This is a genomic window from Shewanella sp. SM21 (assembly GCF_025654335.1).
GTDB lineage: Bacteria > Pseudomonadota > Gammaproteobacteria > Enterobacterales > Shewanellaceae > Shewanella > Shewanella oncorhynchi.
On sequence record NZ_JAKKRL010000001.1, the window covers coordinates 221,805 to 247,230 of the forward strand.

Annotated in this window: 20 protein-coding genes; 12 read left to right on the forward strand and 8 right to left on the reverse strand. The window is 45.7% G+C overall.

Annotated features, from left to right (window positions below; all coding sequences use genetic code 11):
* Position 1: 1 nt before the first annotated feature.
* Positions 2-769: a flagellar motor protein PomA gene (pomA, locus tag L5L94_RS00890; RefSeq protein ID WP_173497062.1), complete on the reverse strand. Its 768-nt coding sequence runs from the start codon at positions 767-769 to the stop codon at positions 2-4.
* A gap of 314 nt (positions 770-1,083) precedes the next feature.
* Between pomA and xseB the strand changes: the two genes are divergently transcribed.
* From xseB to dxs, 3 genes are read left to right on the forward strand one after another with little or no spacing between them, the layout of a single operon-like run.
* Positions 1,084-1,323 (forward strand): exodeoxyribonuclease VII small subunit, encoded by a 240-nt coding sequence (gene xseB / locus L5L94_RS00895; protein ID WP_006080884.1) that lies wholly within the window; start codon positions 1,084-1,086, stop codon positions 1,321-1,323.
* Positions 1,324-1,325: 2 nt separating this feature from the next.
* Positions 1,326-2,207: a (2E,6E)-farnesyl diphosphate synthase gene (gene ispA, locus L5L94_RS00900; protein ID WP_028760690.1), complete on the forward strand. Its 882-nt coding sequence runs from the start codon at positions 1,326-1,328 to the stop codon at positions 2,205-2,207.
* A gap of 21 nt (positions 2,208-2,228) precedes the next feature.
* Positions 2,229-4,097 (forward strand): 1-deoxy-D-xylulose-5-phosphate synthase, encoded by a 1,869-nt coding sequence (gene dxs, locus L5L94_RS00905; RefSeq protein WP_168823303.1) that lies wholly within the window; start codon positions 2,229-2,231, stop codon positions 4,095-4,097.
* A 127-nt stretch (positions 4,098-4,224) separates the two neighbouring features.
* Here dxs and grpE read toward each other — a convergent pair whose 3' ends face one another.
* Positions 4,225-4,845, reverse strand: coding sequence for a nucleotide exchange factor GrpE (grpE, locus tag L5L94_RS00910; protein ID WP_028760692.1), 621 nt, complete (start codon positions 4,843-4,845; stop codon positions 4,225-4,227).
* Between the two features lie 100 nt (positions 4,846-4,945).
* Between grpE and nadK the strand changes: the two genes are divergently transcribed.
* The 7 genes from nadK to L5L94_RS00945 all read left to right on the forward strand — a co-directional run bounded on the left by nadK (position 4,946) and on the right by L5L94_RS00945 (position 16,208).
* Positions 4,946-5,824, forward strand: a complete 879-nt coding sequence (gene nadK / locus L5L94_RS00915; protein WP_081729057.1) for an NAD(+) kinase — start codon at positions 4,946-4,948, stop codon at positions 5,822-5,824.
* Positions 5,825-6,840: 1,016 nt separating this feature from the next.
* Positions 6,841-8,484, forward strand: a complete 1,644-nt coding sequence (locus L5L94_RS00920) for an L-lactate permease (protein WP_049821741.1) — start codon at positions 6,841-6,843, stop codon at positions 8,482-8,484.
* Positions 8,485-8,561: 77 nt separating this feature from the next.
* Entirely contained in the window at positions 8,562-11,366 is a 2,805-nt protein-coding gene (locus L5L94_RS00925; RefSeq protein WP_219250131.1) for an FAD-binding and (Fe-S)-binding domain-containing protein, read from the forward strand.
* A gap of 311 nt (positions 11,367-11,677) precedes the next feature.
* Complete coding sequence (locus L5L94_RS00930) at positions 11,678-12,421, forward strand: (Fe-S)-binding protein (RefSeq protein ID WP_006085148.1); 744 nt, start codon at positions 11,678-11,680, stop codon at positions 12,419-12,421.
* A gap of 10 nt (positions 12,422-12,431) precedes the next feature.
* Positions 12,432-13,826, forward strand: a complete 1,395-nt coding sequence (locus tag L5L94_RS00935) for a lactate utilization protein B (protein ID WP_263160747.1) — start codon at positions 12,432-12,434, stop codon at positions 13,824-13,826.
* A 1-nt stretch (position 13,827) separates the two neighbouring features.
* Positions 13,828-14,397, forward strand: a complete 570-nt coding sequence (locus L5L94_RS00940; protein WP_219253103.1) for a lactate utilization protein C — start codon at positions 13,828-13,830, stop codon at positions 14,395-14,397.
* A gap of 632 nt (positions 14,398-15,029) precedes the next feature.
* Positions 15,030-16,208: an AAA family ATPase gene (locus tag L5L94_RS00945; RefSeq protein ID WP_219253101.1), complete on the forward strand. Its 1,179-nt coding sequence runs from the start codon at positions 15,030-15,032 to the stop codon at positions 16,206-16,208.
* A gap of 11 nt (positions 16,209-16,219) precedes the next feature.
* On the opposite strand, the gene L5L94_RS00950 is transcribed toward L5L94_RS00945, so the two are convergent.
* The 4 genes from L5L94_RS00950 to L5L94_RS00965 all read right to left on the reverse strand — a co-directional run bounded on the left by L5L94_RS00950 (position 16,220) and on the right by L5L94_RS00965 (position 20,527).
* Positions 16,220-16,570, reverse strand: coding sequence for a hypothetical protein (locus L5L94_RS00950; protein ID WP_254451413.1), 351 nt, complete (start codon positions 16,568-16,570; stop codon positions 16,220-16,222).
* 112 nt (positions 16,571-16,682) lie between these two features.
* The gene (locus L5L94_RS00955) at positions 16,683-17,150 is read right to left on the reverse strand and encodes a DUF6386 family protein (protein WP_242068337.1); all 468 of its coding nucleotides are present in this window, start codon (positions 17,148-17,150) and stop codon (positions 16,683-16,685) included.
* Between the two features lie 121 nt (positions 17,151-17,271).
* Positions 17,272-18,783, reverse strand: coding sequence for a hypothetical protein (locus L5L94_RS00960; RefSeq protein ID WP_113941018.1), 1,512 nt, complete (start codon positions 18,781-18,783; stop codon positions 17,272-17,274).
* Positions 18,784-19,171: 388 nt separating this feature from the next.
* Positions 19,172-20,527: an MATE family efflux transporter gene (locus L5L94_RS00965; RefSeq protein WP_028760699.1), complete on the reverse strand. Its 1,356-nt coding sequence runs from the start codon at positions 20,525-20,527 to the stop codon at positions 19,172-19,174.
* Positions 20,528-20,927: 400 nt separating this feature from the next.
* Here L5L94_RS00965 and L5L94_RS00970 point away from each other — a divergent pair, with 400 nt between their 5' ends.
* On the forward strand, positions 20,928-22,469 hold the full coding sequence (locus L5L94_RS00970; protein ID WP_263160750.1) for an MFS transporter: 1,542 nt from the start codon (positions 20,928-20,930) through the stop codon (positions 22,467-22,469).
* A gap of 100 nt (positions 22,470-22,569) precedes the next feature.
* Here L5L94_RS00970 and L5L94_RS00975 read toward each other — a convergent pair whose 3' ends face one another.
* Entirely contained in the window at positions 22,570-23,094 is a 525-nt protein-coding gene (locus L5L94_RS00975) for a DUF3087 domain-containing protein (protein WP_263160922.1), read from the reverse strand.
* Positions 23,095-23,478: 384 nt separating this feature from the next.
* Between L5L94_RS00975 and L5L94_RS00980 the strand changes: the two genes are divergently transcribed.
* Positions 23,479-24,240: a substrate-binding periplasmic protein gene (locus L5L94_RS00980; RefSeq protein ID WP_263160752.1), complete on the forward strand. Its 762-nt coding sequence runs from the start codon at positions 23,479-23,481 to the stop codon at positions 24,238-24,240.
* Positions 24,241-24,319: 79 nt separating this feature from the next.
* Here the strand turns inward: L5L94_RS00980 and L5L94_RS00985 are convergent, their stop codons facing one another.
* Positions 24,320-25,426, reverse strand: coding sequence for a CobW family GTP-binding protein (locus L5L94_RS00985; protein WP_263160753.1), 1,107 nt, complete (start codon positions 25,424-25,426; stop codon positions 24,320-24,322).

Genomic DNA, 25,426 nt, shown 5'->3' on the forward strand with positions numbered 1-25,426 from the left:
GCTACTCTCCGTCCGTTGTATCGATTTTACGATTTTTTTCAGCGAGATAATTTTTCAAAAAGCCTTCAATCACCCGCGGGTTTTGTCCGTCTTGAATCGCCAATACCGCATCCATAATAAGGTTACGATTGAGCATTTCCTCCCCCATCCTAAGCGTTAGCTTATCCGCGATAGGAAGACAAACCATGTTAGCAACCATAGCGCCGTATAATGTGGTTAACAACGCAACCGCCATCGAAGGACCAATAGATTTAGGATCCGCCATATTTGATAACATGGCCACGAGACCAACGAGTGTACCTATCATCCCCATCGCTGGGCCAACATCGCCAAAGGCTCTAAATATGCCAATCCCCGTCCGATGACGTTCTTCCGTTAGAGCGATATCCTTCTCTAGAGCTGCACGCACTACTTCACCATCATGACCATCGACCAACATATCGACAGCCTTTTGCATAAAAGTATTGCTAATTTGCGCTTCTTCTAATGCCAAAAACCCCCCTTTACGGGCAGCATCCGCCATAGTCACTGACTGTTCAATCAAGTCTTCTGGTTTATCAATCTTAAATACAAAAGCTTTCAAAGCAATTTTAACGGCGCTTAAAAACTGTTTAAGAGTGAACTTCATCATTACCACGAAGAAGGACCCACCGAACACAATCAGGATCGAGGGCACATCAACGAAAATCATCAAGCCGCCACTGGTCACCATAGCGCCGAGAATAAAACCAAAGGCTCCCACAATTCCGATTATTGTTGCTAAATCCACAACGGCTCCTCAATTTTCGTAATAAACGACATAATACTTACTCTGGGTAAGCAAGAACACTCAGTTATTCTACCGAATAAGATAATCCCACCGACACACATACGAGCCTTGTTTATCCAGTTAAAAATTACCATACAAATGATGATACTATTGTCAGTTATCGGACACACACTAAGCAAGTTTAGCGACAATTTATATTTTCTGGAAAAATTTCAGTAACAAAGCGTGCTATTGAGCAAATATCTTTAGTCTGAATTTGACCCTTACGCCGCCCTGATATACCTTGTGTCCGCTAAATCAAAGGAAACCTGAACGTGGCGAAGAAACCCGAAAATCTTAGTTTTGAAGAATCCCTTGGCGAACTTGAACGCATCGTTGCCGATCTAGAACAAGGCGATATCTCCCTCGATGACGCGTTAAAACAATTTGAACGTGGCATCAATCTCGTTCGAAATAGCCAAGCAAAACTCGAACAAGCCCAACAAAAAGTGGCCATTTTACTGAAACAAGACGAAAATGCGCCCCTATCCCCCTATGCCGTTGAGGGCGAATAAGCGTGTTAGTCAGTACCATTCAAGAATATCAACAACGAGTTGATGATCAATTAAAACAGCGTTTTAGTACGCTTGAAGATACAGCTCCCCAATTAAAAGCCGCTATGACTTACGGTGCCTTATTGGGAGGGAAGCGCATTCGACCGTTCCTCGTATACAGTGTGGGACGCATGTTTGGGGTCGAACTCGAAAAGTTAGATGCTTGCGCCGCAGCCATTGAATGTATCCATGCTTATTCATTAATCCACGACGATTTACCCGCCATGGACGATGACGAGCTCCGCCGTGGCCAGCCGACAGTGCATATCGCCTTTGATGAAGCGACGGCCATTTTAGCGGGGGATGCTCTGCAAACCTTAGCCTTTGAAATTGTCACCGAAGCGGTACCAGGGATCAGCAGCGAACAACATATTGCTATGGTAAGAGTATTAGCCAAAGCCTCAGGTTATCGTGGTATGTGTGGAGGCCAAGCGATAGACTTAGCCTCGACCGATAAACATATTGATCTTAAAGCGTTAACTCAGCTACATAATATGAAAACTGGCGCCCTTATCAGCTGCGCTGTTGAGTTGGCTTTAATCGCCGCAAACGCGCCAAAAGATCAGTATGCTGCTATGATGGATTTTGCCCGTGCGGTAGGGCTCGCCTTCCAAGTACAAGACGATATCCTTGACATAGTAGCCACCACCGAAGAGCTAGGTAAACCGCAAGGCTCTGATACTGAATCGAATAAGAGTACGTTTCCACAACTACTTGGACTACAAGGTGCACAAGACACCGCCAAACAACTGATCCAAGAGGCACTATCAGCGCTGGCTAAATTGCCATACAATAGCCAGTTAATTGCAGACTTCGCCCGCTATATCATTGAGCGAAGAATATAATAAGAGTCGAAGTATCTCGCTATGAGTTTGGACATTTCTCAGTTTCCCGTGTTGGCGCAGGCCAACACCCCCAATGAGCTCCGCCAGCTTCCTCAGGCACTTTTACCACAAGTAGCCGATGAACTGCGCGAGTTCCTTCTTAAGTCTGTTGGCATGTCCAGCGGACATTTTGCATCTGGGCTCGGCACAGTAGAACTCACTGTGGCACTGCACTATGTCTACAATACCCCCTTTGATCGACTGATCTGGGACGTAGGCCATCAAGCCTACCCCCATAAAATTCTCACGGGTCGACGTGACAAGATGCACACCATTCGGCAAAAAGATGGCTTACATCCTTTCCCATGGCGTGAAGAAAGTGAATACGACACTTTCAGCGTTGGCCATTCAGGCACGTCGATTAGCGCCGCGCTGGCGATGGCGATAGCTGCAGAAAAAGAACAAGCAGGTCGTAAAGTGGTCGCTGTCATCGGCGATGGCGCTATGACCGGCGGCATGGTGTTTGAAGCCATGAACCACGCGGGCGACTTGCACAATGACATGCTCGTGGTACTGAACGACAACGAAATGTCGATTTCAGAAAATGTCGGCGCCCTCAATAATCATTTAGCACAACTGATGTCAGGCCGTTTCTACACCACACTGCGCGAAGGCGGCAAAAAAGTGTTGAAAGGTATGCCAGTCATCAAAGAAATGGCCAAGCGGACTGAGGAACACCTCAAAGGTATGGTCGTTCCTGGCACTCTATTTGAAGAGTTAGGTTTCAACTACATAGGTCCTATCGATGGCCACGACGTAGACGCTCTGGTCGAGACCATGCGCAATATGCGTAATCTGAAAGGTCCACAGGTGCTGCACATCATGACCAAAAAAGGTCGTGGTTATGAACCTGCTGAAAAAGATCCTATCGGTTGGCATGCTGTGCCTAAGTTTGACCCATCACTATTTAAAAAACCGGCCACCAAACCCGGTTTACCGACCTTTTCTCAAGTCTTCGGTAAATGGTTGTGCGACATTGCCGAACAAGATGAGAAAGTGTTAGCGATTACTCCTGCGATGCGTGAGGGTTCTGGCATGGTGGAGTTTTCCCAGCGCTTCCCGAAACAATATTTCGATGCAGCGATTGCCGAGCAGCATGCAGTCACCTTAGCGGCGGGTTTTGCCTGCGAAGGTTTCAAGCCTGTAGTCGCGATTTACTCGACCTTCCTGCAACGCGCCTATGATCAGCTTATTCACGATGTCGCACTACAACAATTACCCGTGTTATTTGCCATTGACCGTGGCGGCATCGTCGGTGCCGATGGTCCAACCCACCAAGGTGCATTCGATTTAAGTTTTATGCGTTGTATCCCTAATATGGTGATCATGGCGCCGTCCGATGAAAACGAATGTCGTCAAATGCTCTACACTGGCTATTGCTATGATGCGGGCCCAAGTGCGGTGCGTTACCCAAGGGGTAGTGCCACGGGAGCGATGCAAGTCGAGTCCATGACTGCGTTGCCAATTGGTAAAGGTGTCATTAAGCGCATCGGTAAGCGTATTGCCATACTTAACTTTGGTACCTTGCTCGCATCAGCATTAACCGCTGCCGAAAGCTTAGATGCGACGGTTGTCGATATGCGCTTTGTGAAACCACTTGATGTTGATCTGATAAAAGAAATGGCACTAACCCATGAAGTGTTAGTCACTGTGGAGGAAAATGCCATTATAGGCGGTGCGGGTGCCGGAGTGCTTGAACAGCTTCAAAAGCTAAAAATGCCTAAAGCCGTACTCCAAATTGGTTTGCCAGACGAGTTCATTAAACATGGCTCGCCAGAGGAAGTCATCCACGACTTGCAACTGGATGCCGAAGGCATACTGGCGCAAATCAATGCTTATCTAGCGCAATAGGCTGAACTTGCTTATCTCGTTAAGACGCTAAATGTTATCAATAAAAAATTCCGCCCATAAAAAAAGGACTGCAATTGCAGTCCTTTTTTGTTGCTGTCTTTTATAACAGCGGCTGATCCAATAAAGCTTAAGCTTCGATATCTATCGTTGCACTTTCTTGGTTAGGGCCACCCTGTGACACCATCACCATCGCAGGGCGCAGCAAGCGACTGTTCAGCTCATAACCCTTTTGCATCACCAACATCACAGTGTTCGCAGGGAACTCGGCGCTTGGCTGCATGCCAATCGCTTGATGTTGGTCAGGGTTAAATGACTGACCTTGTGGATCAATTTGCTTAACACCAAATTTTGCCACCGCGGTGAGTAAACTTTTTTGAGTTAACTCAACACCTTGATAAATCGCTTTAGTCGCTTCATCTTCTGGGTTTGTCCCCATTAGCGCGCGCTCCATGTTATCAAGCACAGGCAAAAGCTCATTGGCGAACTTTTCCAAGGCAAACTTGTTCGCCTTTTCCACATCCATTGCGGCACGACGGCGAATGTTATCGACCTCGGCTGCGGCGCGGATGACTGAATCCTTCTGCTCTTCAACTTTCGCCAAAGCTTCAGCGAGTAACTGTTCCAGCTCTTCAATACGGAAATTGGCCTGGGTAAGCTCATCGATCAGACTTGCTTCTGCGGTAGATACTTCAGACTCTACACCCTCTTGGATCAGATCCTGTTCTGCTTTAATCGATTCGTTGCTCATTTTCACTCCAGCTAAAAATGCTTTGTTTCTGAAATACTCTGGGCATATTATGGGGATCAATTTTGACGTTTCAAGGCCTAAGGCCAGATCTAGCATAAATATGACCACAAAGTTTCATACTATCGGCCTTATCGGCAAACCTCACCACCAAGGGACCAACCAAACCTTAAAGCGTCTGCATTATTGGCTGACAATGCAGGGCTTTGAAGTCTTAGTGGAAGAGCGTGTTGCTACCGAATTAGGACCCAATATCATAGCGGTCGATTTACTAGAAATTGGCGCGCGTTGCGACTTAGCCATAGTCGTCGGTGGTGACGGTAACATGCTCGGCGCGGCAAGGGTATTAGCCCGCTTCGATTTAGGCGTGATTGGGGTTAACCGCGGCAATTTAGGCTTTTTAACCGATCTGCCGCCCGATGCCTTCGAAGAGGCACTCGCCAAGGTACTCGATGGGGAGTTCGATACCGAGCATAGATTCTTACTCGAAGCCGAAGTCTATCGCCACGGTATGCTCAAGGCGAGCAACACCGCCGTCAACGAAGCCGTACTCCATCCGGGTAAAATTGCCCACATGATTGAGTTTGAGGTCTATATTGACGATCAGTTCATGTACAGCCAACGTGCCGACGGCATGATAGTGTCAACGCCTACCGGTTCAACGGCCTACGCCCTCTCCGCTGGCGGCGCTATTCTGACGCCTAATTTACAGGCCCTAATCTTAGTACCTATGTTCCCGCACACTCTGTCGTGTCGCCCGATTGTTGTCGATGCGTGCAGCACCATAAAAATGGTTGTGTCACCTGAAAATGGCGAAAACCTCGAAGTCAGCTGTGATGGCCACGTGCATTTAGCCGTGTTACCCGGCGATGAAATCATAGTGCGCCGCAGCTCTGAACGTTTACGGCTTATTCATCCTAAAGGACACAACTATTTCCACGTGCTGCGGACCAAATTAGGCTGGGGCAGCAAGTTGTTTTAAGTCTGTATCTGTTGGCTAAATCACCAATAAAAGAGACATATCACGTCTCTTTTTTATTTTGTAAATTTAACCTAGAAGGTTGCGATTAAAGCCTTATCTTTTCCCCTGCACAGTCTTTGGTGAACTTTTTAGCACTTCTCACAAACAACTAATATTCGCATTAATGGCGTTTGAGCATTAATGACACTAACCAGTCTGATAAAAGTTCAAACAGTATTTTTTAGTTTTGTTACTTAAAATTTCTGCTTCAATTTCACCCTGTTCTCTCAATTTCCCCTCTTAACCCATTAGAAGCGGTCACTTTTTATTTCAACTTTTCTGTTATTCGCTCAATATACTTGAATATTTGGGCTGGCTGTTCGCTCAAATAAACTGAAACTAAATTAAACAATGGTTATTAAATTTCATATTAAAGTAAAATTCATTAAGTGATATCCATCACAATAAAATCCCACCATTTTAAAACGTGCTCTAGATCACTATAAAAAACCATTCCAAAATGGACATATTAGGCAAACATTACAATAGCTTGATGAAAATAGAAGTAAATGAGTTAATCTAGCCACAACAATCTATGCGACCTTAATCACACCTTAAAAATGACTGAAAAAACCAATAACAGACTATTAATGAAATAAATGGATCAGTTAATTGCAATAATGACGATGAATATGAGTGATAGCTCTACTTTTAATAACCAGAAAAACAACAAATTTAATTTAATATAACCAAAGTAGATATACACCCAACAGTCTAAGTGATCATTGTCACATATAAGAAAATCCCCCGAGAGAAGCACCCCGCAGCACTGTAAATTAGCATTTCATATAACAGCCAAGATGATCTAGATCATATTAGTCAAGCTCACAATAGCGTCTAGTACACAACACAGAATGTCGAGACCGTAAGTACTTGCAGTATTAACTGCTGATTTATTGGTCTGGGAAGTCGACATGAAGGCAGATGAAAAATCCTAATATCAATAATAAGACAGACCACTTTATGAAGAGGCAAGCATGACAATACTTCAACTCCTCGCTAGCTTGACGCCAGTGCTCAGTGTAATGCTATTTCTAGTGTTACTCAGAATGCCTGCATCTAAGGCTATGCCTATCTCCATGATAATCACAGCGCTCGCCGCCGTGTTTATTTGGCAAATGGATACCACATTACTGGCGGCATCGGTCCTCGAAGGACTGCTCTCAGCCATCACACCGTTAACCATCATTTTTGGTGCCGTATTCCTACTCAATACCCTGAAATACTCAGGTGCCATGGACACTATCCGTGCTGGGTTTACTAACATCAGTGCCGATGCCCGTGTACAAGTCATCATCATCTGTTGGTTATTCGGTGCCTTTATTGAAGGTAGTGCTGGTTTTGGTACTCCCGCAGCCATTGGCGCACCACTACTGGTATTGCTTGGTGTACCACCCGTTGCCGCAGCTGTCGTGGCTTTGATTGCTGACTCGGCCTGTGTATCCTTCGGTGCGATTGGTCTACCCGTACTTTTTGGGATGGAACAGGGTCTGATCCAAGGTGGCGTGAGCATGGCGGCGGAGCAATTTGCTGCCCATGGCGGTAACTATGCTGGTTATGCGCGATATATCGTCATGCATATGATCACTATCGACTTAATCACAGGTTCATTAATTCCTCTCGTAATGGTGACCATGCTAACAGGATTCTTTGGTCGCAATAAATCCTTTAAGGAAGGCTTAGCAATTTGGAAATTTGCGATTTTCTCAGGTCTTGCCTTTACCGTCCCCGCATGGATCATCAACTACCTTGCAGGCCCAGAATTCCCTTCGGTTATCGGTTCATTGATCGGTATGGCCTTAGTGATCCCGGTTGCGCGTAAAGGCTACTTACTGCCTAAAACGCCATGGAATGATTTCGCAGAGAATGACAGTCAAGAAAGCGGAAAAGTCGAAACAACGGCTAAGTTTTCCCAAATTGCCGCTTGGACACCTTACATCATCATGGCTGCGCTTTTGGTACTGTCGCGTACAGTGGCACCGTTAAAAGCATGGTTATCAAGCTTTAACATCAGCTGGACAGGCCTAATGGGCACTGAGCTAAAAGCCAGCTTCGCCACCCTATATGCCCCTGGCGCCTTCTTTGTTGCCGTGTGTATTCTAGGTTTCTTCCTGTTCAAAATGAAAAGCCCTGCGATTCAGCAAACGGTCGGTGTTTCATGTAAGTCCATGTTGCCAACCATTATTTCATTAGGCGCATCAGTGCCTATGGTAAAAATCTTCTTAAACTCAGGCGCGAATGGTGCAGGTCTTGCCTCAATGCCTGTCGCTTTAGCGGATATGTTGGCAGGTTCCATGGGCGCAGTGTGGGCTTGGATGGCGCCTATCGTGGGGATTTTTGGTGCCTTCTTATCGGGTTCCGCCACGTTCTCAAACATGATGTTCTCCAGCCTACAATACAGCGTTGCCGACAATATTGGCATGAACCACACACTGGTATTGGCACTACAAGGTATCGGTGCAAACGCCGGTAACATGATGTGCGTAATGAACGTGGTTGCCGCTGCAACGGTAGTGGGTATGGCAGGTAGAGAATCAGAAATTATCCGTAAAACAATGCCTGTTGCCATTGGTTATGCCTTACTGGCGGGCACAATAGCTACCCTGTGGGGTGGATTCTAAGCCGTTTTATTTTATTGAATGCCCGAAGTCACTCCCAGTGACTTCGGCTTTAATCTATTAATAAAGAGAGTGATGCTATGTCGATTAACTATAAACTGGTCATCGATGATCTAAGAACGCAATTAGGTGATCATCCCGTGACGGATGATCCCGTTCGCCGTTTTGCCTGGTCCACCGATGCAAGCTACTTCAGGATAGTCCCAGAAGTGGTTGTCCATGCAGAAACCCTAGAACAGGTAAAGCTCACATTAGCCGTTGCCCGTAAGCATGATGCACCCGTCACGTTTAGGGCCGCTGGAACCAGTTTATCTGGCCAAGCTATCGGTGAAGGTATTTTGTTGATCCTTGGCCATGATGGTTTTAGAAAGATTGAAGTCAGTAGCGATGCCAAACAGATCACCTTAGGTGCTGCTGTCATTGGTTCCGACGCTAACGCCGTACTCGCGCCGCTTAACCGCAAAATTGGTCCCGATCCCGCCACCATAGGCTCTGCCAAAATTGGTGGTATTGTGGCAAACAATGCTTCGGGAATGTGCTGTGGTACTGCGCAAAACAGTTACCAAACTATCGCTTCCGCGAAACTTCTTTTTGCAGATGGTACTGAACTCGATACAGGCTGTGAAAAATCAAAAGCTGCCTTTGTTAAATCCCATGGAAAAATACTAGATGCGCTGACAGAACTGTCGCACATGACTCGTCATAACACAGTGTTAGCGGACAGAATTCGTAAAAAGTATTCCATTAAAAATACCACCGGCTACGGCATCAATTCGTTACTCGATTTTACCGACCCATTTGACATCATCAACCACTTAATGGTGGGGATGGAAGGCACCTTAGCTTTTATTAATGAAGTCACTTATCACACAGTGAATGAAGCTAAATTTAAAGCCTCAGCTATGGCCGTATTCCATAATATGGAAGATGCCGCACGAGCCATACCACTGATAAACGGTGAAAGCGTTTCTGCTGCTGAACTCCTTGATTGGCCATCAATCAAAGCAGTAACGGGCAAGCCTGGCATGCCAGATTGGTTATCAGAATTGCCGGCCCTATCCGCTATTCTACTGATAGAATCCCGTGCTGATGACGACAAAACCTTAGAAAATTATACTCAAGATGTCACCGCGAAACTCGCCGGTTTTGACTTTATCCGCCCAATGGAATTTAGTACTAATCCAGCGGTTTATGACAAATACTGGGCAATGCGCAAAGGCTTGTTCCCGATTGTAGGTGGTGAGCGTCCAAAGGGAACCTCAGTAATCATCGAAGACGTGGCCTTTGAACTAGAGCACCTTGCTGCTGCGGCGCACGATATCACTGAGCTTTTCCATAAACATGGTTACCCTGAAGGCTGTATTTATGGCCATGCTCTTGCGGGGAACTTCCACTTTATCATTACCCCCACCTTCTCGACTCAAGCCGATATCGATCGTTTCCATGCCTTTATGGATGATATTGCCGACATGGTGATTAACAAGTACGACGGTTCAATGAAAGCCGAGCATGGTACTGGCCGTGCTGTCGCGCCGTTCGTCGAAAAAGAATGGGGACAAGATGCTTACACTTTGATGAAGAGCATCAAACAAGTATTTGATCCACAGGGTATTCTAAACCCAGGTGTTATTCTTAACGACGATAGCAATGTCCACGTTAAAAACATCAAACCCTGCCCTGTGGTCGATGATTTTGTTGATAAATGTATCGAATGTGGTTTCTGTGAAAAAACCTGCCCAACATCGGCACTCAACTTCTCACCTCGTCAGCGTATTGCGACTCTGCGTGAAATCGAACGTTTAGAACAATCCGGTGATAAAGCCGCCGCAGCAGAAATGCGCGCCGCCGCTAAATACGATGTAGTTGATACCTGTGCCGCCTGTCAGCTTTGTACTATTGCTTGCCCAGTGGATAACAGCATGGGCCAACTGGTGCGTAAACTGCGCACGCCGTACATCAGCACTACTGAACAAAAAGTCTTAGATTTCCAAGCCAAACACTTTGGCGCAGTTAACCAGGTTATCAGTTCAGGTTTTGACATGCTTGGCGTGATCCACAAGATCACTGGCGACAACATTACCAGTGCCCTAATGAAAACCGGCCGTTTGATTTCAAAAGAAGTGCCTTATTGGAACCCAGATTTCCCGAAAGGCGGCAAATTGCCAAAACCATCCCCCGCTAAAGTTGGCCAAGAAACAGTGATTTACTTCCCAGCCTGTGGCGGCAGAACCTTTGGTCCGACGCCAAAAGATCCCGATAACCGCACTTTGCCAGAGGTGGTTGTCACGCTGCTGGAACGTGCTGGCTATAACGTCATCACGCCAGAAAAAACCCGCGATTTATGTTGCGGCCAGATGTGGGAATCTAAGGGCGACTTTAAAAACGCCGATGCCAAACGCCAAGAACTTATCGATGCCGTGAGCAAGATGACTAATGGTGGCAAGCTGCCAGTGATCGTCGATGCCTTGTCTTGCACCTACCGCACTTTGTCAGGTAATCCAAAAGTACAAATTATCGACTTAGTTGAGTTTATGCACGACAAGCTACTGACTAAGCTCAACATCAGCAAAAAAGTCAATGTGGCACTGCACTTAGGTTGTAGCGCACGCAAGATGAAACTTGAACCTAAGATGCAAGCAATCGCTGATGCCTGCTCTGCGCAAGTGTTAAAACCTGCGGGAATTGACTGCTGCGGTTACGCGGGTGAAAAAGGCTTGTATAAGCCTGAAATCAACGCCAGCGCACTGCGTAATATCAAAAAGCTCATTCCTGTCGAGATTAAGGAAGGCTATTACGCCAACCGTATGTGCGAGGTCGGTTTGACCCAACACAGCGGCATTTCCTACCGCCACTTAGCTTATCTGCTCGAAGAGTGCAGCCGCTAATCTGGTATGACAGTAGTAAACAACGGGGCTATTTTTAGCCCCGTTTGTTTATATAAGCGAACTATTCTCATTTATTTGTCATTAAGTATTTTTTGAGAATTTCAAACCTGAATAAATACATTTTAAAATCAATGTAATCATCAAGTTAAAATATTCTCATTTTTGAAAAAATCTACAAGCTCATTTACTAAATTAGGGCTACTTATTCCGCTAAGATAGGCCTATATTTGATCAACTACCTTAGCATTTGTGTGGACTTTGGGGTCGCACAGCAAGGCAATGTCGTTCACTAACAAGAAAGAGAAAACACAATGAAAATCGCCCTTTTCATCCCGTGTCTAGTCAATCAAATGATGCCAGAGGTCGCGATCGCCACCTTGGAATTATTAGAGAAACTCGGGCACCAAGTGATTCTACCCGCGGGTCAAACATGCTGTGGCCAGCCGATGACAAACTCGGGTTGCTTCGATGCAGCACGCAGTACCACCCTTAAATTGCTCAACGCCTTTAAAGGAGTGGAATGCGACGCTATTGTTTGCCCTGCCGCCTCTTGTTTAGTGGCCGCCAAAGAAAACTTCCACGAGTTTGATAGCAGCCCAGAAGCACAAGCTGTGATCAACAAACTCTATGAACTCACAGAGTTTTTACACGATATCGCGCCGATCCCAGCCTTTACCAAGCCCTTCGCGCACAAGGTAAGCTTGCAACTGAGTTGCCATGGCATTCGCATGTTAAGCCTTGCCACCCCAAGTGAGCAAATGGGGCCAAGATTCAACAAAGTCGAAGCTGTATTGGCCAATATTGCCGGCATAGACATAGTGTATCCAGACCGCCGTGACGAATGCTGCGGCTTTGGTGGCACCTTCGCCGTCGATGAAGGCGCAGTGTCAGCCAAAATGGGCAAAGACAAGGCCCAAGCCCACGCCGCAACGGGTGCTGAGTATGTGGTGGGTTTTGATCCTTCATGCCTGTTGCACCTCGATGGCATGATCCGCAGACAGCAATTGCCGATTGAAATTCGCCACATAGCGCAAGTGCTAAACGCCGCGCTCTAGGAGACTCACCATGGCTTACAATCATAATCACGGAGCTAATGGCTCCCAAGTCCATGCCCATAAAGCCGATATTTTTTGCCGCGACGAAACCCGTGTCGACTGGCATTCAAAAGCGCTATGGATGCTCAGAGAAAAACGCGACCGCGCCGCGGGTAGCATCCCAGAATGGGAACAACTGCGTCAGCTTGGCTCAGAAATTAAGCTCCACACGCTAACCCATCTTGCTCAATATCTTGAAACCTTTGAACAAAACTGTATCGCCAACGGCATACAAGTCCATTGGGCCAAAGATGGCGCAGAGCATAATCGTATCGTGCATGACATTTTATCCCGCCATCAAGTCAAAAAGTTGGTGAAGTCTAAGTCTATGCTGACCGAAGAATGTCACCTCAATCCGTACTTAGAACAACGTGGCATTGAGGTCATAGATACCGACTTAGGTGAGCGGATTATTCAGCTCGCTAAAATGCCGCCATCACACATAGTCGTGCCCGCGATCCATATGAAGAAAGAAGAAGTCGGCGAACTCTTCCATGAAAAACTCGGCACTAAAGCGGGGGGATCCGATCCCTTGTATTTAACCCGCGCCGCCCGTGCCCACCTGCGTGAACAGTTCCTTAGCGCCGATGCCGCGATGACAGGCGTGAACATGGCGATTGCCGATAAAGGCGCCGTGGTGGTCTGCACGAACGAAGGCAACGCCGACATGGGTGCTAACCTGCCTAAGTTGCAGTTGCATTCAATGGGGATCGATAAAGTGGTGCCCGATATCGATAGCACAGCCGTCTTGCTACGCACACTGGCACGCAACGCCACAGGCCAACCTGTCACGACTTATAGCGCCTTTTACCGTGGCCCACAGCCCGAAGGTGAGATGCACATTATTATCGTCGACAATGGCCGCACTGAGATGCTCAAGGATAAAATCCTCGCAGAATCATTGAAATGTATTCGTTGTGGTGGTTGCCTCAATACCTGTCCTGTGTATCGTCGCTCCGGCGGTTACAGCTACAACTACACCATTCCTGGCCCAATTGGTATCGCAGTGGGCGCTAAGATTGATGACACTAACTCGATTGCCTGGGCCTGTACCTTGTGTGGCAGCTGTACCTATATCTGCCCGACGAAGGTGCCGCTCGATAAGATTATTTTCCACCACAGACGCCTTAAGGCTGAAGCCGGAAAACTCCCCTATGGCAAAAACAGTTACATGCCATTAGTGGGTAAATTTATGGCAAGCGAAACCATGCTGAACTGCTCTATGAGTGTGGCGAGAACTGCGCTGCGCATTCTACCGGGTAGTCTGTTAAAACCCTTTAGCGGTGCATGGGGTAAATACCGTGAACTGCCCGTTGCCCCGAACTCCAGCTTCGAAGCTTGGTTTAAGAAACACAGGAGCCTATAAGATGTCTAGTAAACTTGAAATTATCAATGCGCTCAAACTGTCGGCCTTAACAAATCATCCTATGCCAAGCATAGATGTGACGCCAAGAGTCGAAAATCTCGTCGGCCAGTTCGAGACCAACCTCAATACTGTCGCGGGTACGCTGCATAAAGAAGGTGGCATCAAAGCCCTGCAAGCCAAAGTCGATGAACTTATCGCCCAAGGGTTACAGGTCATCTCCCTTGTAGAGGGTGTCACGGCAAACCGTGAAATGCCACCCACTGCCCACGAGCTCAAAAACATAGATTATGCAGTGATCCCTGGTGACATTGGCGTTGCCGAAAACGGTGCCATTTGGGTTAACAATAAAAATCTAGGCCACAGAGTGACACCTTTTATCTGTGAAAACCTGATCTTAGCCCTGCCAACGAATAAGATTGTGCCGACCCTACATCAGGCAGCTAAAGAAATCACGTTAGCATCAGGTGAGTTCGGGGTGTTTATCGCGGGTCCATCAAAAACCGCCGATATCGAACAAGCCCTCGTCGTCGGCGCCCACGGTGCCTGCAGCTTAAACGTGTATTTGCTCTAATGCCTCAAGATTTAATGTAACCAAGAAAATTCAAGGGTTATGGAATCATCGAAACACAAAAGCCGCCTCCATTAGCGGCTTTCTTATTGAGATTTCGCTGAATGATATTTGAGTTGTAGGCTGATAAACCACTAACACTGCTTACCAATTAACGTTTATTGACGAGCAGTTTACAGGCTTGCCATGGCATTCACTCGCCGACTCGGTGAATAGAAACCTAGGGCTTTAAGCTTATGAACGAGAGCCATGGTCGTTCTCATGCATCCCTGCATTGCACGACATTCAGGCGTCCTGCCTATCAGATAGCGAACTGGCAGTTAAACACGGATGTTGTTCAAGTCAATCCGTGGATGCAGGGCCGCCCCATCCTACTCTTTGATGAACGGCGCCATCTCTGATATTTATCTGTGTACGTTAGTGACGCTTAAATATAAACCCAACATTAAGATATTGATTTAAAATGTGATATTACTACGTTATAAGGCAATCGTTAGTGATAGGCAGGGGATCTTTATCAAGTCGCTTTAACACGTGCGATAGCGCACATACTGAGGATACCTTGGTAGTATCCTCGACTCGGTTGATAGTATTCTCGATTATGTCCATGAGGCATTTATAGTAAAGGTGAGTAAATGAACGAGGTATTACTACAAATAAAGGCGCTCACCAATGGTGATCCTTTATTGACGGCTGTCATTGTTGGAGTATTAACATTAACGTTAATTGGACTCGTAGGCTATATGCTAAAAGATGTCCCCGCGAAGCTGTTAAGTTGGCTCAGTAGTCTGCTGTTTGTGCGGCTCACTATAGACGATAGCCATCAGGCGCGCACAGAGGTATTCAATAAACTGTCCTTTTTGATCAGTAATACTACCATTCCGTTTTTTTCACGCTCTATCTCTGAGGCTGTGTACTATGACTATAGTGTGAGTTACGACGGGCGTGTCAGTGTTAAGTCTATCGGCTACGGTATGCACCTGTTTAAATACGGTGGTTGTTTCATGTTGGCTACCCGCTCTAAGGTCGATAGTACGATGGCATACGATACTATTACTGTAAGTGCACCATGGTGGGCAAAAGATAAACTATATAGTTTTTTAGAAGATACTCGTGGAGACATCTCTACAGAGCCAAAAGTTAATATTTTCGAAGAAACCGAATGGTGTCGCTATGGCACATTGAAATCATCGGGTTTTAGTGAATTAGTGCTAGATGAAGGGTTTAAGCAGAAGTTGATGGGAGAAGTTGATAACTTCGCAAGTAGAGGGAAATCGGTTGTAAGTAAGCTAACCATACTGTTACATGGCAAAACGGGTACAGGTAAGACGGGTATAGCGAGAGCCTTAGCTGTTGAGTATCATCGCGATCTTTACATATTGAATCTATCGACTGTAAATGATGCCACTATTCATAAGGCGATTAGAAAGGTACCACCCGGAGCTATGTTGTTAATAGAGGACTGTGACTGTGTAAAGGCTACGGTATCACGTACTGCTGAAAGCAATGTAGATAACCCACCACTCACTTTAGGTGGCGTTCTAAACGCGTTAGACGGAATCATTCCTCTTGATGACTGCCTTGTAATAATGACCACAAATCATCCTGATAATCTTGACCCAGCGTTGATACGTAAAGGTCGTGTAGATGTCAGTATTGAAGTACCACTTATCAGTGCAAAACAAGTTAATGAAGACTACTTTGAGCGTTTTGGCGCAGTTCTTAATAGAACTGAGCCATTGTTAGGTTGTGAAGTCTATGAACTCCATCGCAGAGCGAGCTTAAGATATGGTGTGTGTTGTAAGCCAGTGTAGATGCTCTGGATTCAACAAACCATGAGGTCATGATAGCCATGAATAACAATAAACTGATCGTCTTCAATTAGTGGTAACTGGCCGAGTTGCTGTAATCTGATTTTTAATTCAGCAAGCAGAAATACATTGTCATCCGCCAAACCGGCGGGAAAAACGGTTTTCGCAATTCTAATCGCGTTAATGGATTTATAGCGAATACACCTTTGCACAAAAAGACAATCAGTAGCCATGATCTCGGATAACACTTGATTTGAGGCTTCATAATCGAGAGGAAAGTCCTCTTCACCGACCAACTGTAGTTGCAAATACACAGGACGAGAAGCTAACAGCGTCATACATTCGCGCCATTTAGTATTATTCATCATAGAACTCATAATGTTAAATTGCTTTTTTACCCCTGATGATTAACAAGTTACCTTTGGTGTTTAACAGCCCGTATAGGGATTAAAAATGGTAGCGAATAAAGTAAGCCGCTTAAAGTAATGGGCTAGACGTAAACTCGTTTAGTACATCTTCTGAGGTTGACTCATATTCAACCACCAGTTTATGGGGTGTAAGCCGATACACCCTCACCTCAATATTCCCTCGCACAGCATAAATTAAAGCGCCGCCATAGGTTGTTTCAGGCCCAAGATCTCCTGCTGGAACTTGCTCGGCGGCGCCAATATACAGGCACCCTGACAATATTGTTAAGTTTGCAGAGAGATAATTCGAATTGAGCCCAGCCTCACCTAGCTTACGGAAAATTTCAACCTCATAACAGCCATCGGCGCCAAGTCCTACGAATAGCACATGACCTTGATTGATTTCCAAAATTTCGTCACTCGGCACAGACCACCAATCAGCCGTATCTTCACAGCGATGAGTTAATGCCGCGGGATCAAATATCGCCATTGTGGCGGTATCTGTGTCAAACCGAGTTGTTGTATAGGGTTTACTCATCATCCTTGCCCACTAACAGAAATGATTCTGACTACCTGTTTTATCCTTGATAACTCCAAACCTAAAATAGAAAAATCGCCATAATTTTAGGCCGTTACTACCACTTAATTACAACAATCCTTTACATAAAGGCTTTAGTGAACGCTTCCTTCGACTGGCGAATGTAGTTACGGGCGCTTTTGGCGTGCTGCTCCCACACGGCGCGATCGCTAGGATCGGTAAAGGGGTTTTGCTCGGCGGCAATTGAGCGCTCAAATTTGTCGTAGAAGGTCAGCATGGCCGAAGTGATCTGATTAAAACGTTCCTTGAACTCTTGAAATTCATCAATCTTCTCAGTGGTTTTAATCATGTACTGCACTAACTCTGCATTGCTGTTCGAAGCCAATAGCGCCTCAGCTTTAGCACTGATATTGGCACTCGCCTCGGCAATCACCAACGCGCGTGCCTGCTCGTCTTTACTCATCACTCGGCTGTAATTTTCAGGTGTGCGGGCAATACTGGCATGCTGTAAGTAACTGCGCAGATGCTTGTCGAGATCCTTACGGAAATTATCTAAGTTCTTCTGCATACTGACTAAATCATTGTCGAGTGCAGTGACTTGTTGCAGTTCTTTTTCGATTTCAGACATAAACCGTTCGGCCTGCTGATAAATTTTCAGGCCATTTTCTTCAGCAAACTTTTTATCACTACGGCTTAAGTCACTGTTGTCATAATTAGAGCGATCAAAAGTCGCCGCTAAGAATGACTTAAAGGGTTCGGCAAAGGCGGAATACGCACCGGCACTGACCACGTTTAAGGTGGCAGTAGCTAAGTCACCAAAGGGTTTCACCATAGAGCCTAAACGCGCCTGTTGGAGAGGCGATGCCACACGTTTAGCGTCAGTTAAAACCGACCTAAAGGTGTTATATCCCATAGGGTTAGACATTTTATTGCGCTCAGACGTCGCCAACACAAAGGTGATACTTGAATAAATAGCATTCGAGTACTCGAGGTATTGTCTTTGGCTCTCGAGCTGGGCGGCATAATTTTTACCTAAAGTACGAAATGACTCAGACTGCACTTCGTAATTCTTGTCAGCTTTCAGCTTATCTAAAATCCCGCCGATAATTTTCTGCTCATTTTTTTGCAGGGCCATATCAAGGCGAATTTTACCTAAGCTCAAATCGTCCAAACTGATAGGGCCATTAATAGCCTCAATATCAAGACGGATATATTGGCGACTCGGATCATCAATAGACACTCGGTGTGCTAAATATTCGTTAGCCCCAGGGGTGATATCGATTAAAGCAACATGCTGCCACTGGGCATCGAGCTTTAATACCGGAGAGGTCAATACATTGATTCGATATTGGGTTTGAGTATTCTGGGTTTTGACCCAAAACTCTAATAGACCCGCTTCAGAAATAGGATACTTACTGACGATACTGCTATTGCCTTCGACGCAAAGCAGCGCACTTTCACCTGTGTGAGGTTCAGCGCCTTCAAATTGACAACCCATGATCCACGACCAAGGTTGAGATAAACGATTGCCTTCGAAGTCGCTGGCAAACACTAACTCATTCTCTTTGGCACTGGCATTAACTGTCGTTAACACGCCAAGCAACAGCATAGAAATGACTGCAGTGGTGCGCATAAGGGCCTCATAAAACATAAATTACTAAAATCAACGAGCGAGTCATTCGGCTCAATACCCAGTCATATCAACAATCAATCGACCCAAAAGCCTAAGCGAACTCAGTCTGTTAATTGAGGGCTATAGCCTCGGCTCAACAGCACACTTGGATAAGTCATTTTTGATTGCAGATTAAACCAGCGAAATGTACCAGAGGCCATCATCCCACGCTAGCCCTAAGTCATGTTTAACGACGAAAGATATGCAGGCAATTACAATCGGGGCCATTAATCGCCCCAATTGTAAAATTTACGTAAAACTAAACACTTATGCCACAGCTACAGGTTACTTGCCTCGCCCCTTGTCTTGTCAATATATCAGGCGAAACCAATACAACCCAAAGCAAGGATTAATGCAGACGTGCCTCGACTCGCTTCATGGCGTAAAACATCCATATCGTCAAGATAGTGCTACAGGTCGCGAGCGACACCCACACACCAATCACGCCGAACGCCCATGCAAAGCAGTAGATGATCGCAGCGATAAGAATAAGCTTAGCGCCCGTCAGCATAGAAGCTTGTTTCGAACAGTTAATCGCTTGGAAGAAACTCGCACCAACTAAGATTAAGCCTTCCATAGGCAAGCCCCAAAAATACCAGCGCATACCTTCAATCGCCACTGGTGTTAAATTCGGATTATCACCGGCAAACAAATACACTAACCATTCAGGGCGAGAATAAATCAGCGCTAAACCTAAGGCTGCGGTAAGTAACGTCATACCAAAGGCAATATTGCGCGCTTGTTTAACCCTGTCAAAGCGCCCTGCTCCTGCGTTAAAGCTATAAATGGGTTGAGTTCCAAGCGCAATGCCCTCAAAAATCAGATAGAAAAATGCTTCTGTGTAACTCACCACACCATAGGCGGCCACATGTAATGGACCGCCAACCCACAAAAAAGCCGTATTATGCAGGGTTAACACTATCGACAAATACAGATTCATCAAAAAGCTGGGGAAACCAACGCGGGCTATATTAAGGCAATTATCGAGCTTGAGCTTCATCTGCTCAAAAGTGATTTTAAGCTGAGTGCGCGGACTGAAAAAATGCTGTAAACACAAAAGCCCCGTTACCGCCTGCGACAACATAGTCGCAATCGCTGCACCCGCTAAACCAAAGGGGAAAACTACAATAAACAGCCAATCTAAGAAAGTGTTTAATACACCACCCAAAATCAGCACCCAAGTCACCATGGATGGCCTACCATCATTACGCAGCAGTGTGGTGAAGGTCATTGAAATTATGGGGAAATGACACAGTGCAAAATACCAGAATAAGTATTCGTTAGCATTTTCGAGCATCTCCCCTTGCGCCCCGAGAGCAACCAAAATATCTCGCGAGAATATCCCACCAACAAGGGCAAAAAAGCATCCCGTTAATAAACATAACGTAAAGGCATTACCCAGTAGTTTACGGGCCTTGACTACATTACCTTGGCCAAGATTGATTGACACTAATGCCGCGCTACCCATACCTATCATGGCGCCAATAGCGTATAAAATCGCGCCCACAGGGTAAGCTAGCATCATCCCCGCCAGCCCTGTTTCACCTAAATAGTGGCCAACAAAGATGCCATCAATTGTCACATATACGCCCGTCACCAACATAGAGGCTATGGTGGGTATGGTATAGCGCCAAAAAAGCTTCGCAATCGGCTCCTCGAGCAAGCTCATATCCGCAGGAGCATGATTAGATGTTGTTGCTGTCATTAGCGTTTCTCACAAAAAGGGGGGCTAGAGTCGTATCTATCTAGAAAAATGATCGGGTGAACAAAAATGCGACAATGGATTGTACCTAAAAATAGCGAGAACTCAAAGCATGTTCATTGTGAATAATTAACAATAAAGATTAATCATCACAATGACTTAAGCAGAAACAGTCCAATTTCAGCCAAATGACAAACTCAGTACAGTTCAATAACAGATGTGGGTTAATTCATCATTTTCTGCTACTTTTTTGGTGTTTAAGGCCGAATTAGGTAAAGTATCCGTTCAAGCAAGCCCATTAACGTATTTAAGCAAGATGAAATCATTAACTTTATAAATTTAAGTTTTTGATAATTAATGGGTTAAACAGAAATAAATTCAATAACAATAATAAGGGAAGGACATGAGTCAGAATAGTCCAAATGCAGGCAACGATCTGCGAGAAGTCAAACAGCTCGGCATGTGGGCCTCCATTACTAGCTTAGGTTATGTGTTTTGGTTAGTTGGTGGTATGGAGTTAGTCGAGCGTATCGCCTACTACGGTGTTAAAGCCAGTGCTGGACTGTACGCTAAAGCGCCAGAGTCTGCGGGCGGCCTTGGGATCAGCCTAAGTGACTACGGCATTATTATTTCCCTCTGGGCGATCATGCAAACCTTTGTGCCCGTTTTCACCGGTGGCATGTCTGACCGAGTGGGCTACAAAGAAACCATCTTCGGCTCCACCATCATTAAAATCTTTGGCTATCTCGTCATGGCATTCTTCCCCAGCTTTTGGGGCTTCCTTGTCGGTGCATTACTCCTTGCCATAGGCACAGGGATATTTAAACCGGGCATTCAAGGCACCTTAGTGCTGTCCACTAATCGCAATAACACTTCAATGGCTTGGGGCATTTTTTACCAAGTTGTAAACATTGGCGGTTTCCTCGGACCCTTAGTTGCCGTGCATATGCGCCAATTGTCGTGGGACAATGTATTTTTCGCCTGCGCCGCAATTATCTCACTCAACTTCTTATTCTTACTCACCTATACCGAGCCTGGTAAAGCCGAGCGACTGGAACGCAATAAGCAAATAAAATCGGGTGAAGTCGAACAAGAATCCCTGTGGCGTGATGCTTGGCGCGAGTTGAAAAAGCCGATTGTAATCTACTATATGCTCGTTTTTTCAGGATTTTGGTTCTTGTTCAATGCCCTATTCGATGTGCTGCCTATCCATATTTCCGAATGGGTCGATACCAGCGTAATCGTCACCTCCCTCTTTGGCAGCGAAGGCACCAGTAACGGCATTCTACAATTTTGGCTTGGCCTCAATAACGAAGGCACTAAGGTGATGCCCGAGGGCATGCTAAACCTCAATGCGGGCCTGATTATGACCTGCTGCTTTATCGTTGCGGCGCTGACGGCTAAATACCGTATTACTACCGCTATGTTTATTGGTTGTTTGCTGAGTATTTTAGCTTTTGTGTTTATCGGTGCTTTCCATGCGGCATGGTTTATCGTATTCGCGATTGCCATGTTCTCCATTGGCGAAATGATGATTAGCCCGAAGAAAAACGAGTTTATGGGTAATATTGCTCCCGAAGGCAAAAAAGCCATGTACTTAGGATTTGTGATGTTGCCCCAAGGGATCGGCTGGGGATTAGAAGGCTACTTTGGCCCTAAACTCTACGAGATTTATGCATCAAAGGAATTGTTTTCGCGGGATTTATTGCTAGAGCGCGGCATGAACAGCACTGAGGTCAGCGCCATTCCCCAAGGTGAAGCCTTTACTACCTTGGTGAGCTACACAGGTGAAAGCGCCCAGGAACTCACCCAACTGCTGTACCACAGCCATAACATTGGCATGGCGTGGTACATCATCGCCGCCATAGGGACTATCTCAGCGGTAGGGATTTACATCTATGGTAAGTGGTTACTCACACTACAAAGAGCCCAGCAAGCCGCCTAAGTGAAACTCGCTGACCTCATTCTGGGCAAGGACGACAAAGACAAGATAAGGGCTAGATGATGGCAAGGTGAGGAGCGATCCTCATCTTACCTCATCAGTATCAGAAAGATCTTGTCAGCAACTCAGGCGTAAATTGTTCGGGCGACAGCAATAAGCCTAGGCTTTCGATTTGTGCATTCAAACGATTGAGATCTTGAGTCAGTGCCGGCAAGGTCAGCGTATTGTCATCGAGTACATACACTTGCCTTAAACTGGTGTAATAAAAAAGCAATATAATCAAAGCATTCACGTCATTTTGCGCCGCAGCGGCTTTAATCTTTATCAACTTGCGATAAATACGATTATGGAGCTGCTTCAATTGCCACACATAATAAATTTCACTGAAAAAAGGTCGGTCTTTTAAGTTGTAAATCACGGCGCTACACAGACCCAGACTGAAAATCACGCCTAAGAGATTCAAGTGAAAATTACCTGTTGGCTCACCTGGCACTGGCGTCGCCCCAAACAGCGCAATGAGTCCAGTACCAAAAATCAGCGATAACACGACTAAGCTAACAACTAGAATCACAATGAATAAATTCATATTTTTACGATACAAGGTTTTATCTATTTCCTGCAGCTTCATAACATCCCGCTCAAATAAACCGCCCAGCATTGGCGTATAAATCAATGAATGGCAGAGCATACCGCAATCCCCTTTATTCGGCCTTAACTGATTTAAACGCATAAGGAAAATACATTTCTCCACCCCATCAGTGAATGATACAAACTGAAACCTTTAAGCGTAACTAAGCTGACTGAGGGATAGGATGACGTATCGATTGAAGATCAACGGCTTAATGCCCTTACGATTAATCTTCCATTTATTTCAAAACATTAAAATGTTAACGTGCAATCAAATCTGAGTAAAATTTGCTAACCTTAACCCTAGTGAATTGCATAACGATATCGCCGCTTTTACGAGAGACAGTGTTCTAACCTCCCGCATTCAAACCACACAAGGAATGCCATGATACTCAGCAAAGGCTTTGCACAAGTCGTCCTTTTGGCGCTCAGCAGCCTTTGCTTGACTGCACAGGCCAAAGACCTGCTCGCAGTGGGTTCGAGTTTCAGTCAAATTTTTGAACTACAAGCCAATGGCGAATATACCGGCTTAGGTGTCGATATTTTGAATCGCTTCGCCCAGCAGCAAAGTGTGAACATTCACTATCAAATTACCCCATGGCGCCGCGCTATCTCTATGGTTGAACGTGGCCAAGCGGATATTCTTATTGGTCCCTACGATACCCCAGAACGTAATGCCAACTTGGTTTTTGCGGCGAAGGCATTTTACCGCGATGATATGGTGTTTTATGCTCGGGCAGACAATGAAATAGTGTGGAATGGCGACTATGCCAGTATTAAAACGCAACGGATTGGAAAAATGCAGGGTTGGAGTTATGGCACACGGTTTACTGAACAAACTAAATCATTAAATATCAATGAATTTGTCGATATTAAAAGTGGCATAGAACGGCTTTCGCGGGGTGATTTAGATTTACTCGCCACCAATAGTCGCAATACCAATGCAGTGCTCGCCCAAATCAAAATCCCTAAAGCAATTACGCCAATCATGCCGATAATCGATGTGCGAGACGGCTTTATGGCTTTTCCGAAACAAGCTAAATTTGATCCGCTAAGAATTCGTTTTGACAGCTTCTTCGAGGAGATGATCCAAAATGGCACACTCACGACACTCGGCCAAAAATACCGCGTGACCTTGCCTTACTGAGCCGGCCTTACTATTCCCACCAAATCTGACCCCTCTTACCTATGCTCACACCTGTAATAAAGAGTGATGGGGAACTCTGTTAGCTAAGACAAGCAATCAACTGCAGCTCAATCTCGTTCCAATTGACGTCGTCCATGGTAATCATTTCTAGTCTGGAATCTAAGGTGTCATCGAGTTCAACCACAGTAAACTCATGGTCAATCCAGTTAAATCCTGCAATTCCATCAGTAGTGATCATCACGGCCTTTAATCTAAGCAACACTTGCCCAACGTTGGATGACTGAGCTTGCCGCTGAATAAAATCCATTAATTTATCAAAATCAAATTCTTGACTCGGTTCAAACACCCAGCCGCAGCTAAAACAACCTTCACCTTGATTCTGCTTTCGCACTATACCGCGATCATCAAAATCAAGTGCGACTTCGATTGCACCTTCGGCAAAGAGGCTCAACTCACTCAAGCGCGAACCACCAGCACGAAACAAGCTTGGGGCAGTCGTCGGTAGGCTGCCCAGCTTTAGGCCCGCGCTAGCATGCCCATTTATATTGAGTGACACGCGCCTTGGTTGGTTAAGATAGTCCAGCAAAGCGCTAGGTAAAGGCTGTTGATTTGAGTGGCTCACTACAGGAATATCAGTACGTTCAATATGGCTTAAATAAGTCTGCAATTCATAGAGTAACTTAGTATTTTCAGCATCATACAAGTCAGACTTAGTTGCGATGATCACATCGGCCACTTGCAACTGTTGAATAAAATTTGCATGTTCACGATAGCGAGGATCGTGGATCTTACGCGCGTCCACCAAACATAGAGTGCTACGCAGTGAAATCACATTCTGATAATGGGGCGCACTCAGTACTTTAATGATTTCATTAGGATGCCCAAGCCCAGTCGGTTCAATCAATAAGCGGTCAGGTTTCGCTTTCGCAATCAACTGATTGATGGCCACTTGTGTCGGTACGCCCGCGGCGCAGCACATACAGCCACCCGCAACCTCACGAATTTGTATGCCGTTATCGGAGGAATTCAGTAACCCCGCATCAATGCCGACCTCACCAAATTCATTGACCAACACAGCCCAAATTTCATCCGCGGGTTTAGTCGCCAGCAATTGCTTAATCAGAGAGGTTTTACCTACACCTAAAAAACCTGTAATGATATTGGTGGGAATCGCTTTGATAATCAT

Bases quoted from the DNA above. Each gene is read 5' to 3' on its own strand.
- L5L94_RS00935 (WP_263160747.1), top strand. From the start codon at position 12,432: ATGGCTTACAATCATAATCACGGAGCTAATGGCTCCCAAGTCCATGCC.
- L5L94_RS00945 (WP_219253101.1), top strand. From the start codon at position 15,030: ATGAACGAGGTATTACTACAAATAAAGGCGCTCACCAATGGTGATCCT.
- dxs (WP_168823303.1), top strand. From the start codon at position 2,229: ATGAGTTTGGACATTTCTCAGTTTCCCGTGTTGGCGCAGGCCAACACC.
- L5L94_RS00930 (WP_006085148.1), top strand. From the start codon at position 11,678: ATGAAAATCGCCCTTTTCATCCCGTGTCTAGTCAATCAAATGATGCCA.
- L5L94_RS00965 (WP_028760699.1), bottom strand. From the start codon at position 20,527: ATGACAGCAACAACATCTAATCATGCTCCTGCGGATATGAGCTTGCTC.
- L5L94_RS00975 (WP_263160922.1), bottom strand. From the start codon at position 23,094: ATGAAGCTGCAGGAAATAGATAAAACCTTGTATCGTAAAAATATGAAT.
- L5L94_RS00950 (WP_254451413.1), bottom strand. From the start codon at position 16,570: ATGAATAATACTAAATGGCGCGAATGTATGACGCTGTTAGCTTCTCGT.
- L5L94_RS00940 (WP_219253103.1), top strand. From the start codon at position 13,828: ATGTCTAGTAAACTTGAAATTATCAATGCGCTCAAACTGTCGGCCTTA.
- L5L94_RS00920 (WP_049821741.1), top strand. From the start codon at position 6,841: ATGACAATACTTCAACTCCTCGCTAGCTTGACGCCAGTGCTCAGTGTA.
- L5L94_RS00955 (WP_242068337.1), bottom strand. From the start codon at position 17,150: ATGAGTAAACCCTATACAACAACTCGGTTTGACACAGATACCGCCACA.
- nadK (WP_081729057.1), top strand. From the start codon at position 4,946: ATGACCACAAAGTTTCATACTATCGGCCTTATCGGCAAACCTCACCAC.
- grpE (WP_028760692.1), bottom strand. From the start codon at position 4,845: ATGAGCAACGAATCGATTAAAGCAGAACAGGATCTGATCCAAGAGGGT.
- L5L94_RS00960 (WP_113941018.1), bottom strand. From the start codon at position 18,783: ATGCGCACCACTGCAGTCATTTCTATGCTGTTGCTTGGCGTGTTAACG.
- L5L94_RS00925 (WP_219250131.1), top strand. From the start codon at position 8,562: ATGTCGATTAACTATAAACTGGTCATCGATGATCTAAGAACGCAATTA.
- L5L94_RS00985 (WP_263160753.1), bottom strand. From the start codon at position 25,426: ATGATTATCAAAGCGATTCCCACCAATATCATTACAGGTTTTTTAGGT.
- L5L94_RS00980 (WP_263160752.1), top strand. From the start codon at position 23,479: ATGATACTCAGCAAAGGCTTTGCACAAGTCGTCCTTTTGGCGCTCAGC.
- L5L94_RS00970 (WP_263160750.1), top strand. From the start codon at position 20,928: ATGAGTCAGAATAGTCCAAATGCAGGCAACGATCTGCGAGAAGTCAAA.